The organism is uncultured Algibacter sp. (assembly GCF_947487575.1).
Classification (GTDB): Bacteria; Bacteroidota; Bacteroidia; order Flavobacteriales; family Flavobacteriaceae; genus Algibacter_B.
Map to the genome: position 1 here is coordinate 221,345 of NZ_CANKXG010000006.1, position 14,991 is coordinate 236,335.

17 protein-coding genes are annotated in these 14,991 nt (G+C 32.4%); 10 read left to right on the plus strand and 7 right to left on the minus strand.

Annotation, left to right across the window (positions count from 1 at the left end):
* Positions 1–38 precede the first annotated feature (38 nt).
* The 8 genes from miaB (at position 39) to groL (ending at position 7,259) form a co-directional block, all read left to right on the plus strand.
* The gene (miaB, locus tag Q0870_RS08360) at positions 39–1,487 is read left to right on the plus strand and encodes a tRNA (N6-isopentenyl adenosine(37)-C2)-methylthiotransferase MiaB (protein WP_298554415.1); all 1,449 of its coding nucleotides are present in this window, start codon (positions 39–41) and stop codon (positions 1,485–1,487) included.
* Positions 1,488–1,493: 6 nt separating this feature from the next.
* The gene (locus Q0870_RS08365; RefSeq protein WP_298554418.1) at positions 1,494–1,835 is read left to right on the plus strand and encodes a hypothetical protein; all 342 of its coding nucleotides are present in this window, start codon (positions 1,494–1,496) and stop codon (positions 1,833–1,835) included.
* A gap of 13 nt (positions 1,836–1,848) precedes the next feature.
* The gene (locus Q0870_RS08370) at positions 1,849–3,123 is read left to right on the plus strand and encodes a sigma-54 dependent transcriptional regulator (protein ID WP_298554420.1); all 1,275 of its coding nucleotides are present in this window, start codon (positions 1,849–1,851) and stop codon (positions 3,121–3,123) included.
* Between the two features lie 36 nt (positions 3,124–3,159).
* On the plus strand, positions 3,160–3,666 hold the full coding sequence (locus Q0870_RS08375) for an LptE family protein (RefSeq protein ID WP_298554422.1): 507 nt from the start codon (positions 3,160–3,162) through the stop codon (positions 3,664–3,666).
* Between the two features lie 108 nt (positions 3,667–3,774).
* Positions 3,775–4,719: a hypothetical protein gene (locus tag Q0870_RS08380; protein WP_298554424.1), complete on the plus strand. Its 945-nt coding sequence runs from the start codon at positions 3,775–3,777 to the stop codon at positions 4,717–4,719.
* Positions 4,719–5,081 carry a preprotein translocase subunit SecG gene (secG, locus tag Q0870_RS08385; protein WP_298554427.1) on the plus strand — a complete coding sequence of 121 codons (363 nt, stop codon included), beginning with the start codon at positions 4,719–4,721 and terminating at the stop codon, positions 5,079–5,081. Before Q0870_RS08380 ends, secG begins: the two co-directional genes overlap by 1 nt.
* A 143-nt stretch (positions 5,082–5,224) precedes the next feature.
* Positions 5,225–5,503 carry a co-chaperone GroES gene (locus Q0870_RS08390; protein ID WP_298554430.1) on the plus strand — a complete coding sequence of 93 codons (279 nt, stop codon included), beginning with the start codon at positions 5,225–5,227 and terminating at the stop codon, positions 5,501–5,503.
* Between the two features lie 121 nt (positions 5,504–5,624).
* A complete protein-coding gene (groL, locus tag Q0870_RS08395; protein ID WP_298554432.1) occupies positions 5,625–7,259 on the plus strand; it encodes a chaperonin GroEL in 1,635 nt (544 codons plus the stop codon).
* An 82-nt stretch (positions 7,260–7,341) separates the two neighbouring features.
* Here the strand turns inward: groL and Q0870_RS08400 are convergent, their stop codons facing one another.
* The 7 genes from Q0870_RS08400 to xrtF all read right to left on the minus strand — a co-directional run bounded on the left by Q0870_RS08400 (position 7,342) and on the right by xrtF (position 12,602).
* Positions 7,342–7,692, minus strand: a complete 351-nt coding sequence (locus Q0870_RS08400; RefSeq protein WP_298554435.1) for a ribose-5-phosphate isomerase — start codon at positions 7,690–7,692, stop codon at positions 7,342–7,344.
* 17 nt (positions 7,693–7,709) lie between these two features.
* Entirely contained in the window at positions 7,710–8,063 is a 354-nt protein-coding gene (locus Q0870_RS08405; protein WP_298554438.1) for a heavy-metal-associated domain-containing protein, read from the minus strand.
* 65 nt (positions 8,064–8,128) lie between these two features.
* Positions 8,129–10,366, minus strand: a complete 2,238-nt coding sequence (locus tag Q0870_RS08410; RefSeq protein WP_298554442.1) for a TonB-dependent receptor — start codon at positions 10,364–10,366, stop codon at positions 8,129–8,131.
* A 1-nt stretch (position 10,367) separates the two neighbouring features.
* Positions 10,368–11,090: a MauE/DoxX family redox-associated membrane protein gene (locus tag Q0870_RS08415; RefSeq protein ID WP_298554445.1), complete on the minus strand. Its 723-nt coding sequence runs from the start codon at positions 11,088–11,090 to the stop codon at positions 10,368–10,370.
* A gap of 86 nt (positions 11,091–11,176) precedes the next feature.
* Positions 11,177–11,578 (minus strand): hypothetical protein, encoded by a 402-nt coding sequence (locus tag Q0870_RS08420; protein ID WP_298554448.1) that lies wholly within the window; start codon positions 11,576–11,578, stop codon positions 11,177–11,179.
* 57 nt (positions 11,579–11,635) lie between these two features.
* Positions 11,636–12,064: an exosortase F system-associated protein gene (locus Q0870_RS08425; RefSeq protein WP_298554451.1), complete on the minus strand. Its 429-nt coding sequence runs from the start codon at positions 12,062–12,064 to the stop codon at positions 11,636–11,638.
* A complete protein-coding gene (gene xrtF, locus Q0870_RS08430) occupies positions 12,057–12,602 on the minus strand; it encodes an exosortase family protein XrtF (protein ID WP_363317940.1) in 546 nt (181 codons plus the stop codon). The genes Q0870_RS08425 and xrtF overlap by 8 nt, the downstream gene beginning before the upstream one ends.
* 73 nt (positions 12,603–12,675) lie before the next feature.
* Between xrtF and Q0870_RS08435 the strand changes: the two genes are divergently transcribed.
* Both Q0870_RS08435 and purH read left to right on the plus strand, forming a co-directional pair.
* Positions 12,676–13,134 carry a GAF domain-containing protein gene (locus Q0870_RS08435; protein ID WP_298554457.1) on the plus strand — a complete coding sequence of 153 codons (459 nt, stop codon included), beginning with the start codon at positions 12,676–12,678 and terminating at the stop codon, positions 13,132–13,134.
* A 197-nt stretch (positions 13,135–13,331) separates the two neighbouring features.
* Complete coding sequence (gene purH, locus Q0870_RS08440) at positions 13,332–14,864, plus strand: bifunctional phosphoribosylaminoimidazolecarboxamide formyltransferase/IMP cyclohydrolase (protein ID WP_298554460.1); 1,533 nt, start codon at positions 13,332–13,334, stop codon at positions 14,862–14,864.
* Positions 14,865–14,991: the final 127 nt, after the last annotated feature.

Sequence of the window (14,991 nt, forward strand, 5' to 3'; positions counted from 1 at the left end):
TTGCATGCTTATTGACCGATAGAAGTATCAATCAATTTATGGAAAAGATAATAGACGAAAATAAACAAGGACAATCCTTAACTCTAAATAAAAAAGAAGGCAACAAACGTAAGCTTTTTATAGAGAGTTACGGTTGCGCTATGAATTTTAGCGATAGCGAAATTGTAGCCTCCATTTTAACCAATCAAGGCTTTAATACCACACAAAATCTAGAAGAAGCCGATTTAGTTTTAGTAAATACCTGCTCTATTCGAGATAAGGCAGAACAAACCGTTCGTAAACGCCTTGAAAAGTATAATGCCGTTAAACGCGACCATAATCCAAAAATGAAAGTTGGTGTATTAGGTTGTATGGCAGAACGTTTAAAAACAAAATTTCTTGAAGAAGAAAAAATTGTCGATTTAGTTGTAGGTCCAGATGCATACAAAGATTTACCAAATTTACTTGCAGAAGTTGATGAAGGCAGAGACGCCATAAACGTTATTCTTTCAAAAGAAGAAACTTATGGCGATATTTCACCTGTGCGTTTAAACACTAACGGCGTAACCGCATTTGTATCCATTACTCGTGGATGCGATAATATGTGTACGTTTTGCGTAGTACCTTTTACTAGAGGAAGAGAACGCAGCAGAGCTCCACAAAGCATCATTGAAGAAGTAAACGATTTATGGAACAAAGGCTATAAAGAAATCACACTGCTTGGTCAAAACGTAGATAGTTATTTATGGTATGGTGGCGGACTTAAAAAAGATTTTGACAAAGCAACCGATATGCAAAAAGCAACATCTGTTAATTTCTCAAACTTACTAGATCTTTGCGCCAAAGCCCAACCAAAAATGCGTATTCGTTTTTCAACATCAAACCCACAAGATTTAACGTTAGGTGTTGTTGAAACTATGGCTAAACATCAAAATATCTGTAACCATATTCATTTACCAGTACAAAGTGGCAGTAACCGTATTCTAAAAGAAATGAACCGTTTGCACACTCGCGAAGAGTACATGACATTGATTGATAAAATCAGAAAAATTATTCCAGATTGCGCCATAAGTCAAGATATGATTGTTGGTTTTCCAACGGAAACTGAAGAAGACTTTCAAGACACCATATCACTAATGGAATATGTAAAATACAACTTTGGATACATGTACAAATACTCTGAACGCCCAGGAACCATGGCGGGAAGAAATATGGAAGATGATGTGCCAGAAGAAACAAAAAAACGAAGACTGCAATATATTGTTGATTTACAAAGGCTTCACAGCGAAATTAAAACCAAAGAATGGCTTGATAAAACGGTGGAAGTGTTGATTGAAAAAGAATCAAAAAAATCAGATACGCAATGGTCAGGTCGCACACCACAAAGTATAGTGTGTGTGTTTCCAAAAGAAAACTATAAAGTAGGCGATTTTGTAAACGTAAAAGTAAAAAATTGTACCAGCGCTACATTGATTGGTGAAGTAGTTGGATATTCAGATAATAATTAAAAAGTAATGTCAGAATTCAACTTTAATAATAAAACATTTTCACTTTTAGAAAACTCTGAAAACGGGAAAGTGAATTCTGAAACCATATTTAAATATAAACAAGAAGGCAATTTAGTAACCGCCGATTATTATGGAGGCACTATTAAATATGGAAAAATAATTGCCAACTTAAGCAACAATACACTTAATATGTTATACCAATGTATAACAACAGAAAATGAATTAAAGGCAGGAAAAGCCATGGCGAAAATTAGTTTAACTAAAAATAAAAAAATGAAGTTAAAACTAAATTGGGAGTGGTTAGGAGATAAAAATAACAGTGGAATTTCTGAATATATTGAGAATTAAAATTAAGTATTAAATGGAATCAGTTCAAGCTATAAAACAACGCTTTGGTATTATTGGAAATACACCATCACTAAATCGTGCTATCGAGAAAGCTATTCAGGTTGCACCTACTGATATTTCAGTTTTAGTAACCGGTGAGAGTGGTGTTGGTAAAGAAAGTATTCCGAAAATTATTCATCAATTATCACATAGAAAACACAATAAATATATTGCTGTAAACTGTGGTGCCATTCCAGAAGGCACCATTGATAGTGAATTATTCGGACACGAAAAAGGAGCCTTTACAGGAGCAACACAAACCCGCGCAGGATATTTTGAAGTGGCAGATGGCGGAACTATTTTTTTAGATGAAGTTGGCGAATTACCATTAACAACCCAAGTACGCTTATTACGTGTTCTAGAAAATGGCGAGTTTTTAAAAGTAGGCTCTAGTAAAGTGCAAAAAACAGATGTACGCATTGTAGCAGCTACAAACGTTAATATGTTTGAAGCTATCGAGAAAGAAAAATTTCGTGAAGACTTATTTTACAGATTAAGTACAGTAGATATAAACCTACCGCCACTTAGAGAGCGACAAGAAGATATTCATTTATTGTTTAGAAAATTTGCCAGTGATTTTGCACTAAAATATAAAATGCCAACTGTAAAATTGACTGACAATGCTATTCAAGTGTTATTAAAACATCGCTGGGGCGGAAACATTCGCCAGTTACGAAATATTGCAGAACAACTTTCTGTTTTAGAACAAAACAGAACTGTTACGGCAGAAGTTTTAAGAAGTTATTTACCCCTTACAGCTGGAACCAATTTGCCAGCAGTAATTAAAACATCTAAATCTGAAAGTGACTTTAGTAGCGAACGAGAAATTCTTTATAAGGTGCTTTTTGACATGAAAGCAGACCTTAATGACTTGAAAAAGTTAACTATGGAGTTGATGAAAAATGGGAATACTAAAGACGTTGAAAAAAATAATGAAAGCCTGATTCAAAAAATATATGGAAATGATGATGATGATGAAAATTTAACCTATGAAGAAACCATAGAAAACAATGACGTTATTGCCATTCCTGAACATACTCCAATTGAAGAAGAAACATCTCCAATTGAAGACAAATATTACTTTGCCGAAGAAATTGAAGAAGAAGAGACCTTATCTTTACATGATAAAGAATTAGAATTAATTAAAAAATCGCTTGAACGTCACAACGGAAAACGTAAATTAGCAGCTGCAGAATTAGGCATTAGCGAACGCACATTATATAGAAAGATTAAACAATATGATTTGTAATTTTAAGTTTTATCTATATCACTAGTTTAGAAATATATGAAATCAGTTAAATATCTCGTTTTACTATTATTAATCACAACTTTTACGGGTTGTAAATTTTACTCATTCACTGGAGCATCTATACCCCCAGGAACAGAAACCTATCAAGTAAATCGTTTTGAAAACACATCCTTATTGATAGAACCAGGTTTAGAACGTGATTTCAAACTAGCTCTTGAAGATTTAATACAAAACCAAACTAATTTAACACTTGTTCCCTCAAAAGGAGATTTAATTTATGAAGGTGAAATAACCGATTATAGAATTTCGCCAACCACGGCTACCTCAGCAAATACAGCTGCACAAAACAGATTGACTATTAACATAAGACTAAGATTCATTAACACAAAAAAAGAAGAAGATGATTTGGAGCAAAGCTTCTCATTTTTCTATGATTATGCAGGAAGCGAGCAGCTTTCAGGATCTACAAAAACAACAGCACACGAAGAAATTTTTGAACGTATTACTCAAGACATATTTAATGCTACCTTAGCAAAATGGTAAGTTTTAGTCACAGGTTTCAGTTGCAGTCGCAGTTGTTCTCGTTTAAAATTAAATCATTTTACACTTTTTAAACTTAGCTCGAAAAAATTATTAATTTTGGAATAACCAATGCATCAAACAGATTTTACATACATATTACAAAACCCTCAAGCCATTTCACATGAGCAAACTGAGGGCATAAAATCTATCATTGATAAATTCCCTTATTTTCAACCAGCACGTGCCATATACCTAAAAGGCTTAAAGAATCAAAGTAGTATTACTTACAATCAAGAGCTTAAAACAACCGCAGCTTATACCACAGATAGAAGTATCTTATTTGATTTTATAACTTCGGAAGCTTTTATCCAAAATGAAATTTCAGAATTCATCAAAAAGAACACTGAAAATTTAAAAAAAATGTCTGTTAATATTGAAGATATTTCAGTAGACAAAAGTGTAACTATTGATGACACCTTAAAACAGCAGATAAAAGACACCGATGGCGTTTTGGATCCAGCTTTATTCCAACCTAAAGAAGCACGTCCAAAAAAAATAAATCCTTTTGTTTTAGATGAATCTGAATTTATTGAAAACATAACTCAAGAAACAAAAACACAAGAAGCTACTGCAGAAGATATACTTAATCTAGGCAAACCTCTTCCATTTGATAAAAAAGAAACACATTCTTTTAATGAATGGTTAAAGTTATCACGTTACAAACCAATCAAAAGAACAACCAAGGAAGAAGAAACACCTATTGAAGATAAAACACATGAAACTTTAAACAAAGAGAAAAAGTTCGAACTTATAGATAAATTTATTTCGGAAAATCCTAAAATAAAACCAAGCAAAATCAATCCTCAAAAAGTAAATTTAGCTAAGGCTCAAATGATACAACCAGAGTCACTAATGACAGTGACTTTAGCACGTATTTATGTAGAACAAAAAAACTACAAAAAGGCAATTCAATCTTATAAAATTTTAAGTTTGAAATATCCAGAAAAAAGTAGTTTCTTTGCAAACCAAATTAAAGCTGTAGAGCAATTACAAGAACAAAACAATAAAGAATAATGAGCACTTTTACAATATTTTTAGTCCTTATAGTGGTTGTAGCATTTTTACTAATCGTAGTAATTATGGTTCAAAACCCTAAAGGTGGTGGATTATCATCATCTTTTGGTGGCGGTGGCACACAACAATTAGGTGGTGTAAAAAAGACAACTGACTTTTTAGACAAAAGTACATGGACATTAGCAACTTTATTATTAGTATTAATACTAGTATCAAATATTGCAATTGACAGAGGTTCTGCTGGTATTGAATCTAAAGTATTAGATCCTGATGCACAAAGCACACAACCATTACCTGCTGTTCCTGCAAACACTAATACAGATGCAACAACAGTTACTCCAGAAGATTCAACTAAAGAGTAATATCATAAAAACAAACAAAAAATGCCAACTTTAAACGTTGGCATTTTTTGTTTCTGTAAGTTTGTCAGTTCCTAAATATTGGCACATTTTTAGCACATCGCTTAAGCGATAATATTAATTATAAAATTAAAAAAATATAAACAATGGCATTAAACATTAAACCAATTGCAGGAACTAATAATAGAGTTTTTATAGAACCTGCAGCAGCTGAGACCAAAACAGCTTCAGGAATTATTATTCCAGATAACGCTAAAGAAAAACCAAAAAAAGGAACTGTAGTAGCGATTGGTAATGATTCAAAAGATGAAACACCAACTGTAAAAGTTGGAGACACTGTCATATATAGTTATGGGTCGACTATAAACTATGAAGGTAAAGATTATATAGTAATGCGAGAGAGTGATATACTAGCAATTATATAATTGCAAATTCCAAAAAACAAAAACTAAATTTCAAAAATTCTCACTCACTCAAACAATCAATTTCCTTTTGGAATTTTGTATTTGAGTATTGAGATTTAAAATTTTAAATAAAATTTTCATTATGGCAAAAGATATAAAATTTGATATTGAAGCACGCGATGGTTTAAAACGCGGTGTAGACGCATTAGCCAATGCAGTAAAAGTAACTTTAGGTCCTAAAGGGCGTAACGTAATTATTTCTAAAAGTTTTGGAGCACCTCAAGTAACAAAAGATGGTGTATCAGTAGCAAAAGAAATTGAATTAGAAAACGAGCACGAAAACATGGGGGCTCAAATGGTAAAAGAAGTTGCTAGTAAAACTAACGATTTAGCTGGAGATGGAACAACTACTGCTACTGTTTTAGCACAAGCTATCGTAAAAGAAGGTTTGAAAAATGTTGCTTCTGGTGCTAATCCAATGGATTTAAAACGTGGTATTGACAAAGCTGTTGATGCTATCACTAAAGATCTTGAAAAGCAAGCTAAAAAAGTTGGTAATTCTTCTGAAAAAATAAAACAAGTTGCAGCTATTTCTGCAAATAACGATGATACTATTGGTGAGTTAATCGCTCAAGCTTTTGGTAAAGTTGGTAAAGAAGGCGTGATTACTGTTGAAGAAGCAAAAGGTATGGAAACATACGTTGATGTTGTTGAAGGTATGCAATTTGACAGAGGGTATTTATCACCTTACTTTGTAACGGATGCTGATAAAATGATTGCTGATTTAGAAAATCCATACATTTTATTATTTGACAAGAAGATTTCTAATCTAAATGAAATCCTTCCTATTTTAGAGCCAGTTGCACAATCTGGTCGTCCGTTATTAATTATCGCAGAAGATGTAGACGGACAAGCTTTAGCTACTTTAGTAGTTAACAAATTACGTGGTGGATTAAAAATTGCAGCTGTTAAAGCTCCAGGATTTGGAGATAGACGCAAAGCCATGCTTGAAGATATCGCTATTTTAACTGGTGGAACTGTAATTTCAGAAGAACGCGGATTCACTCTTGAAAATGCAGATTTAAGCATGTTAGGAACTGCTGAAACTGTAACTGTTGATAAAGACAATACAACAATTGTAAATGGTTCTGGAAAAGCTTCTGATATTAAAGCAAGAGTAAACCAGATTAAATCTCAAATTGAAACTACAACTTCAGATTACGATAAAGAAAAGCTTCAAGAGCGTTTAGCTAAATTAGCTGGTGGTGTTGCTGTACTTTATGTAGGTGCTGCAAGTGAAGTTGAAATGAAAGAGAAAAAAGACCGTGTTGATGATGCTTTACATGCAACAAGAGCTGCTGTAGAAGAAGGTATCGTTGCAGGTGGTGGTGTAGCATTAGTTAGAGCAAAATCTGTTTTAGCTAAATTAGAAACCGCAAATCTTGATGAAACAACTGGTGTACAAATAGTAAACAAAGCTATTGAAGCACCATTAAGAACCATTGTTGAGAATGCTGGTGGTGAAGGTTCAGTTGTTATCAATAAAGTTTTAGAAGGTAAAAAAGATTTTGGTTACAATGCTAAATCTGATGAATATGTAGATATGCTTAAAGCTGGTATTATCGATCCTAAAAAAGTAACTCGTATTGCATTAGAAAATGCGGCGTCTGTTGCTGGAATGATTCTTACTACAGAGTGTGCTTTAATCGATATTAAAGAAGCAGATGCTGGTCATGCACATCCTCCAATGGGTGGTGGTATGCCAGGAATGATGTAATGGCGAATCGCATAAATAAATTATTAAAAACGCTTCAATTAATTTTGAAGCGTTTTTTGTTTTTATGAAATCAATACGGCAATTAGTTAAACCAAACGGCATAACGTTGTCGTCGCAATTCTAACGCTAAGGTTTCTTCCATTTTAAGTGCTTCCTGTCTAGTGGAAATTGGGTCGATATGATTATATAAACTTGGACGTAAATACGAACCATATTTTTCAACAATATTGGAAGACAACTTATAACCTTTCTTATTTCTATAACCTGTTTTATGTTGAAGAAATCGTTCTTTTGGAGTTTTGCTTGTCATACCAACATAAAGACATTCTAATACACCGTTAAATTGTGGATTAGCAGCCCGAAACTTAGCATTTTCAGTAAATACACGTTTCGATAATTCGATTACATAAATTCGATATTCTGTTTTAGGCATAAAAGAATAATTCTAAACTATTTTTTATGTTTATCTTTCACCTCTTCATCTCGATATTTACAACACCCATGCACCGTAGCGTAAGCTTCATCTGTAGCCTTTTCTTCTTTAACATCATGTCCAGCAGCTAACACTTGCTTTTCTATGGTTTTTACATCAGTTTTGCGGTCATCATAGATAAGTTTTAATTCATGGGTATCAATACTCCATGTGGCGAACTTTACGCCTTTGGTGTTTAAACATGCTTTTTCTATACGCGCTTTACACATACCGCAAATACCATCTACTTCCATAGAAGCTTTTGCGTTTTTATTTTGTGCAAAGGTTGTTGTGGTAATTAAAACTGTTAATATTAAAATTATTTTTTTCATGTTTCTTTGTTTTATTAAGATGCTTCGACTGTGCTCAGCATGACAGACTGTTTAAATATCATTCTTTATTTTATTCTATATCGTAATCCTGCATAATACATACTTCCAAAAATGGGGCCATATACAAATGTAGAATCAAAATTCGCACCAAAAGGATCGTCTGCTCCTAAAATCGGGTTTGGTTGCCTCAAATTGGTGATGTTTTCGCCTCCTAAATACACTTCAAATTTAGGAGAAAACACTTTGGTTATTTGTGTATTCAACGTTGCCACCGTTGGTGTGCGTTCAGGTAATTGATACTGAGTAGGATTATTTGTTGTTGACGCGTAACGTTGATCGCTCAACCAATTAAAAGTTGCATCAAACTTCCAATGTGATTCATTCTCTTTCAATTTAGTTTCATAGCCAACATTAGCAAATATCCTGTGTTTTGGTGTTAGTGGTCTTTCTAATCTTCCAGAATTATAATCGGTTTTTACATCGTAAAACTTATACGCTGTTCTTAAATCAAAACCTTCAAAAGCATTATAATTTAATTCCACTTGAAAACTATTAGCAAAACTTTTTCCTTCAAGATTATAGAAATTTATTTCCTGAGGATTTTCCCAATCCACAACCACTTGATTTGTAAAATCAGTTTTATAAAAATCAAAAGTAATATCTGCTTTTCTTCCAAAAAGATTAAAACCTTGTAAATATGAAAACCCATAATTCCAAGCAATTTCAGGTTCTAATCCATAAACAGACCCTCCATAATTTAAAATATTAATCTGCCTAGACGTTGAAAATAGTTGTTGATTTTCTGTAAATATATTAGCACTTCGCTTTCCTCTTCCAAAAGACGCTCTAAAAGCGGATTTAACCCATGGCGAATACCTAGCATGAACACGAGGTGTCACAAACGTTCCTAACAAATTATGATGATTTACTCGAATGCCTGCAGTAAGATTAAATAATTCTAAATTATCAAAACTATATTCAAAAAAAGCACCAATAGAGTTTTCGGTTCTTTCATAATCAGTTGTATTAACTAATTCATCATAATGATCATAAGTATAACTTAATCCTGTTTTTATTTTATGACGAGAATCGCTTATAATTGAGTTGTAGATGGCATTCGCATATAAACTATTGTGTTTTATATCATACACATTCAAACCAAAATATGATTCTTGCTTATGACTACTAAACGCCGTTTGAACACCTATACTTTGCCATGGAATCTCCGGGTTTACATATCCAAATTTTGTAGAAATCTCGTAACGTCTGGTATCAATTTCACTTCCCCATTTATTTGTAGTAAGTTTATCTGTTTCAGGATTAAAATCCAACTCACCTGTTTGTTTTTCATCATTTAAAAACTTCAAATTAATAAAACTTACAAAGCCTTTTTCAGTATCAATATATTGCCAACGGTTCATAAGATTAATTTGATTAAATAAAGGCATATCTAAAAAACCATCATCGTTTACATCATGTTCTTTATTATGCGTATTACCATGAATATATAATCCAGTATACCATTTATCATTCACCTTGGCATTAATATGCGTATTAAGTTCTAAACGTTCACTTGTAGCACCATATAAATTCACAAACAATTTATCATCTGTTGAAGGCTTTACTAACTCTGCGTTAATCTGCCCTGCAATACTTTCAAACCCATTAACAACACTTCCCGCTCCCTTGGTAATCTGTATACTTTCCACCCAAGTACCTGGTATAAAACTTAACCCATAAGCTTGTGATGCGCCTCGTATTGATGGTATGTTTTCGGTAGCAATTAAAATATATGGGCTTGTTAAACCTAACATTTTTATTTGGCGCGTTCCTGAAATAGCATCGGCAAAATTAACATCAATGGATGGGTTAGTTTCAAAGCTTTCAGACAAGTTACAGCAAGCCGCCTTTAACAACTCGTCGCTGCTTACATTTATAACATTAGTTGCTTTATAATATGATTTGGCTGTGGTTTGCTTTCTCGACTTTACAGTAACAGCATCTAAATTATCGGTTGAAACTAAGTAATGGTTTATTACTTTAGGCGCATTAATAATTAAGGTATCTGTTTTAAACCCCACATAACTAATTACCAATTTAGTGTACTCAGGTTTATATGCGATTGTAAAATCGCCATCAATACTAGTTACAGTGCCCACTTTAGTATTTATCCAATATACATTAGCACCAGCTAAACCAATGTCTCGGTTTTCAATATTAGCTTCTAATATTTTTCCAGTGATTTTTTCTTGTGAAAAGAGAAAAACAGGAACTAACAGTAGTATGTATATTATTTTTTTCATTTTAACTGTAAGATTTAATAAGCATTGTAATTGCCATAACAATCATGATGCTGTTTTCAATAAATGTTGCTTTAGTCATTGGGAGTTTTAGTGCGGTTCCTAAGCACGCACATTGTATAGTCTTTTTATCAAGCAACGTTTTAGCGACTCCAATAGTGGTAATTCCTAAAACAAATAAGGTTATAACTAATGTTATTGAAATCTCAAAGCGCATTAAAAACATAAGACCTAGAGCAACCTCAACAAATGGATATACCCAACCATAAGCTGGAATTACTTTGGCTAATGGGTCATACATTTTAAACGACTCTGGAAAACCTTTTAAATCTAAAAGTTTAAAAAAGCTAAAAACAATATAAAATAAGCCCATAAAATCGAGCATAAACCCATCGGATTTCCAAGGGTTATAATTAAGTAAAACTGAAGCTACTATAATATAACCAAATATTAAAAAAAGAGGAAATAGCTGTTGTAAATCACTTTTCTCTTGACTGATAATTTCTGTAGTTGCATTGAATATATTCTTTTCTGAAATACTGTATTTATCAGAAAGTGCACTTTGTAATTTTTCGGTTGAAATATGACTTAACATTTCAACAATAACCTCAGATGTTTCTAGATTTACTGAAGCATTTCCAACTTCTGGAAGCGCATTAAGTTTATCTTCCACAGAAGTTCTGCATCCATTACAAGTCATACCTGTAACTGTATATGTATGTTTCATGATGTTTTTGATTTATTATTTTTTGAATGAATTCCTTAAACAGAAATAGATTCTGAAACAAGTTCAGAATCACAAAAAACTAAAAATCAAATTAGGAAAACTTGGTCTAAAACTTGTATATCGGCAACCAAATTAGGTGGCGAATAATCTTTATGAGGAATGGTTTGTTTTGGTAAGCTTTCAAAACCATTGATATATGAATAAACAAATGCTGTGATAAATTGTTGTTGTTCAAAATCTAACTCTTCAAAGAAGGACACTTTTAATTCATCTTGACCTTTAATAACATCTATTTCATCTTTACAACAACTTTTCTTTTGAAGAATTTCTAGTGCTTCCATTCCACATTTTTCTGCTTCAGAAAAAACAGAAACATCAACTAAAACATCGCCACAATAATGTTTTTCAATAGTAAATGATACCGTTGAAAATAATACAATTATCGCAAGACTTATTGAAAACGTTTTATGTAATAGTTGTTTTAACACGCTGTAAAAATAAGAAAATTTAAAATTACCTTTCCAACTTTACAAAATGATTAACACTTAGTTTCTGAGTTTATTGTAGTAAAATGCAGGTAAAAGAAGAATTAAAATTACAGGTTGAATTAAAAATCTACGCATATTAAAAAACAAATAATAATCTTCTTGTCTAGGATTAATTACAAAACACATATAGATTATCATAAAGGCAAAAAAAGCAACTGTATAGATAATACTGGAGAATTTAATCATACTCCTGTCTTTAAAAACCACATACAAAATAGCCAATGAAATAAGCGTATTTAAAACATAGCGTAAAGCTGTAAAACAAACCAACTTAGCCACTTCTCGTCTCGGGCTATCTATATATAGATAATCATTTTGAAAAAAAGTTAAATAAGGGTCATAAAACAAAACATCTTCATAATATCTAATCAAAATCAACATCAAGACTAAAACAAAAAGCAGTAAATATTTAACAGTTTTATGCATGATTCTTGTTTAATTTCGAAAATCGATTCACCCAAAAAATCCATAGTAAAAATACAACCCCATAAATTATTCCAGGAAAAATTACAGTATGTAAAACTTCTTCATAATCAGGATAATGATACAAACCCATTGTCAATAACACAATGCGTATTAAGTTAATAGAATAAATTAAAACGCTACCTGAGAGTATGAAAAAAAAAGTTGTTTTTAGTTTACCAGAAAAAGCAACTATAAAAGATAAAAACAGAATAATAACACTAATACCGTTACACCCTTCAATAACGCGAGCTAAATACTTACCGTTAACAATAAGTTTCATTGAAGGCTCATCTGGATGCGGTAAAACTTGGGTTTTATACCCCAAAGTATTTAATAAAGCTTCACTTTGTTTAGCAACCAAATGCGTTAAATAATCTGGATAAAATTTAGAGCCATCGGAAAATTGTAAATAAAATTTATAACTAAAAGACAAGACTGCATACACCAATAAAAATGTAAGGATGAATTTTATTACCGACTTGTATTTTATAAAAAGCACTTTCAAAAAAATATTTAAACAAAATATCTAAATTACACCTTTTTAAATACTTTTACCAAAACTTTTCGACGTTATGAATTTTGAACAGCTTAAACCGCAAATAGAATCTATTGTTTCTGAAACAAACAGAACTGTTGACGAGCGTCTTTTAAGTATTTGTCAATTACTTGAAACCCATATTGAGTATTACAATTGGGTTGGTTTTTATTTTAGAAACGGAAATAAAGAAGAATTACATTTAGGGCCTTATGTTGGCGAACCTACAGACCATACAGTAATTCCATTTGGAAAAGGTATTTGCGGGCAAGTGGCCGTTAGCAACGAAAACTTTGTAGTGCCAGATGTAGCAGCCCAAGATAATTATATAGCCTGTAGCATTACTGTTAAAGCTGAAATTGTAGTGCCTGTTTTTGTTAATGGTGAGAACATTGGACAGATAGATATAGACTCCAATACTCCTGACCCATTTACTGAAGCCGATGAACGTTTTTTAGAGTTTATTTGTGCTAAAGTTGCAGGAATATTTTCTTAAAAACTCCAAAGACCTGTCAGGTTTCAAAAACCTTACAGGTCTGAAAACAGCACATTGTTAACAACTCAATCTTTTCGTTAAAAAAACACCTTTTTTTTGAGAATTCCGAAGCTTATTTTTTAAAAGGAATAACTACTTTTGCAATTATTAAAAGCTTAAGCTAAACGTATTTATATTTCTTTAAAGAACACAACAAAATGAGCAACGAAAAAACTATCAAATCAGCATTAATATCTGTTTTTAGCAAAGACGGTTTAGAACCTATTGTTAAAGAACTTGATAAACAAGGTGTAACTATTTATTCTACTGGTGGTACAGAAAAATTTATTAACGATTTAGGAGTTAACGTTGTTCCTGTTGAAGATGTAACTAGCTACCCTTCTATTCTTGGTGGACGTGTTAAAACATTACACCCTAAAGTATTTGGAGGGATTTTAAACAGACAGAACCACGATGGTGATGTTGCTGAATTAGCTGAATACGAAATCCCACAAATTGATGTGGTAATTGTAGATTTATATCCCTTTGAAAAAACGGTGGCTTCTGGAGCTTCTAATCAAGATATTATTGAAAAAATTGATATAGGTGGTATTTCTTTAATTAGAGCTGCTGCTAAAAATTATGCAGATGTTATTTGTGTTTCTTCTGTTGATGACTATGCTGAGTTTTTAGGATTAATTTCTGAAAACAACGGTGTTATTTCCGAAGAAAACAGAAGACGTTTTGCTGGTAAAGCTTTTAATGTATCATCTCATTATGATACTGCTATTTTTAACTACTTCAATCAAAATAATGATGAAACCGTTTTAAAACTTAGTGAAACTAACGGAAAGACATTACGTTACGGCGAAAACCCACACCAAAAAGGATTTTTCTTTGGAGATTTTGATGAACTGTTCACGAAACTTCATGGTAAGGAATTGAGCTACAACAACCTTTTAGATGTTGATGCAGCGGTTAATTTAATGTTAGAATTTAAAAACGATGCACCAACCTTTGCTGTTTTAAAACACAACAACGCTTGTGGTTTAGCACAACGTGATACGCTACACCAAGCTTATGTAGATGCTTTAGCTGGCGACCCTGTTTCGGCTTTTGGTGGTGTTTTAATTAGTAATAAAGAAATTGATTTAGCAACTGCTGAAGAGATTCATAAGTTATTCTGTGAGGTAGTAATTGCACCTTCTTTTTCTGCAGAAGCATTAGCCATTTTAAAAGGAAAGAAAAACAGAATTCTATTAGTGATTCATGATATTGAGATGCCAAAAACAAATGTAAGAAGTTGTTTAAATGGTGTTTTGGTTCAGGATAGAAATAATATAACTGATACAGCTGAAGTTTTAAAAAACGTAACAAAATTAACACCTACTCAAGCACAGATTGATGATTTAATTTTTGCTTCTAAGATTTGCAAACACACAAAATCTAACACGATTGTTTTAGCTAAAAACAAGCAATTATGTGCTAGTGGAACTGGACAAACAAGTCGTGTAGATGCTTTAGAGCAAGCGATACATAAGGCTACAAATTTCAAATTTGATTTGAATGGTGCTGTTATGGCGAGTGATGCCTTTTTCCCGTTCCCTGATTGTGTTGAGATTGCTAATAATGCAGGTATTTCTGCTGTGATTCAACCAGGTGGCTCTATAAAAGACCAGTTAAGTATTGATTATTGCAATGCTAATGATGTTGCTATGGTTATGACTGGTACGCGTCATTTTAAGCATTAATGCAAGTATTGTTGCTGGGTTGCCTGCTATAATTTTGATGGTGTTTAGATTTTAACGGATAGGCGCGTTAGGGATCACAGAGAAAAGCCCGACCCTTGTGGTAACGCCCAAAAAATTAATCTTTTTT

Excerpts from the sequence above, each read along its gene's own strand:
- miaB (WP_298554415.1), top strand. The coding sequence starts at position 39 with ATGGAAAAGATAATAGACGAAAATAAACAAGGACAATCCTTAACTCTA.
- Q0870_RS08365 (WP_298554418.1), top strand. The coding sequence starts at position 1,494 with ATGTCAGAATTCAACTTTAATAATAAAACATTTTCACTTTTAGAAAAC.
- Q0870_RS08370 (WP_298554420.1), top strand. The coding sequence starts at position 1,849 with ATGGAATCAGTTCAAGCTATAAAACAACGCTTTGGTATTATTGGAAAT.
- Q0870_RS08375 (WP_298554422.1), top strand. The coding sequence starts at position 3,160 with ATGAAATCAGTTAAATATCTCGTTTTACTATTATTAATCACAACTTTT.
- Q0870_RS08380 (WP_298554424.1), top strand. The coding sequence starts at position 3,775 with ATGCATCAAACAGATTTTACATACATATTACAAAACCCTCAAGCCATT.
- secG (WP_298554427.1), top strand. The coding sequence starts at position 4,719 with ATGAGCACTTTTACAATATTTTTAGTCCTTATAGTGGTTGTAGCATTT.
- Q0870_RS08390 (WP_298554430.1), top strand. The coding sequence starts at position 5,225 with ATGGCATTAAACATTAAACCAATTGCAGGAACTAATAATAGAGTTTTT.
- groL (WP_298554432.1), top strand. The coding sequence starts at position 5,625 with ATGGCAAAAGATATAAAATTTGATATTGAAGCACGCGATGGTTTAAAA.
- Q0870_RS08400 (WP_298554435.1), bottom strand. The coding sequence starts at position 7,692 with ATGCCTAAAACAGAATATCGAATTTATGTAATCGAATTATCGAAACGT.
- Q0870_RS08405 (WP_298554438.1), bottom strand. The coding sequence starts at position 8,063 with ATGAAAAAAATAATTTTAATATTAACAGTTTTAATTACCACAACAACC.
- Q0870_RS08410 (WP_298554442.1), bottom strand. The coding sequence starts at position 10,366 with ATGAAAAAAATAATATACATACTACTGTTAGTTCCTGTTTTTCTCTTT.
- Q0870_RS08415 (WP_298554445.1), bottom strand. The coding sequence starts at position 11,090 with ATGAAACATACATATACAGTTACAGGTATGACTTGTAATGGATGCAGA.
- Q0870_RS08425 (WP_298554451.1), bottom strand. The coding sequence starts at position 12,064 with ATGCATAAAACTGTTAAATATTTACTGCTTTTTGTTTTAGTCTTGATG.
- Q0870_RS08435 (WP_298554457.1), top strand. The coding sequence starts at position 12,676 with ATGAATTTTGAACAGCTTAAACCGCAAATAGAATCTATTGTTTCTGAA.
- purH (WP_298554460.1), top strand. The coding sequence starts at position 13,332 with ATGAGCAACGAAAAAACTATCAAATCAGCATTAATATCTGTTTTTAGC.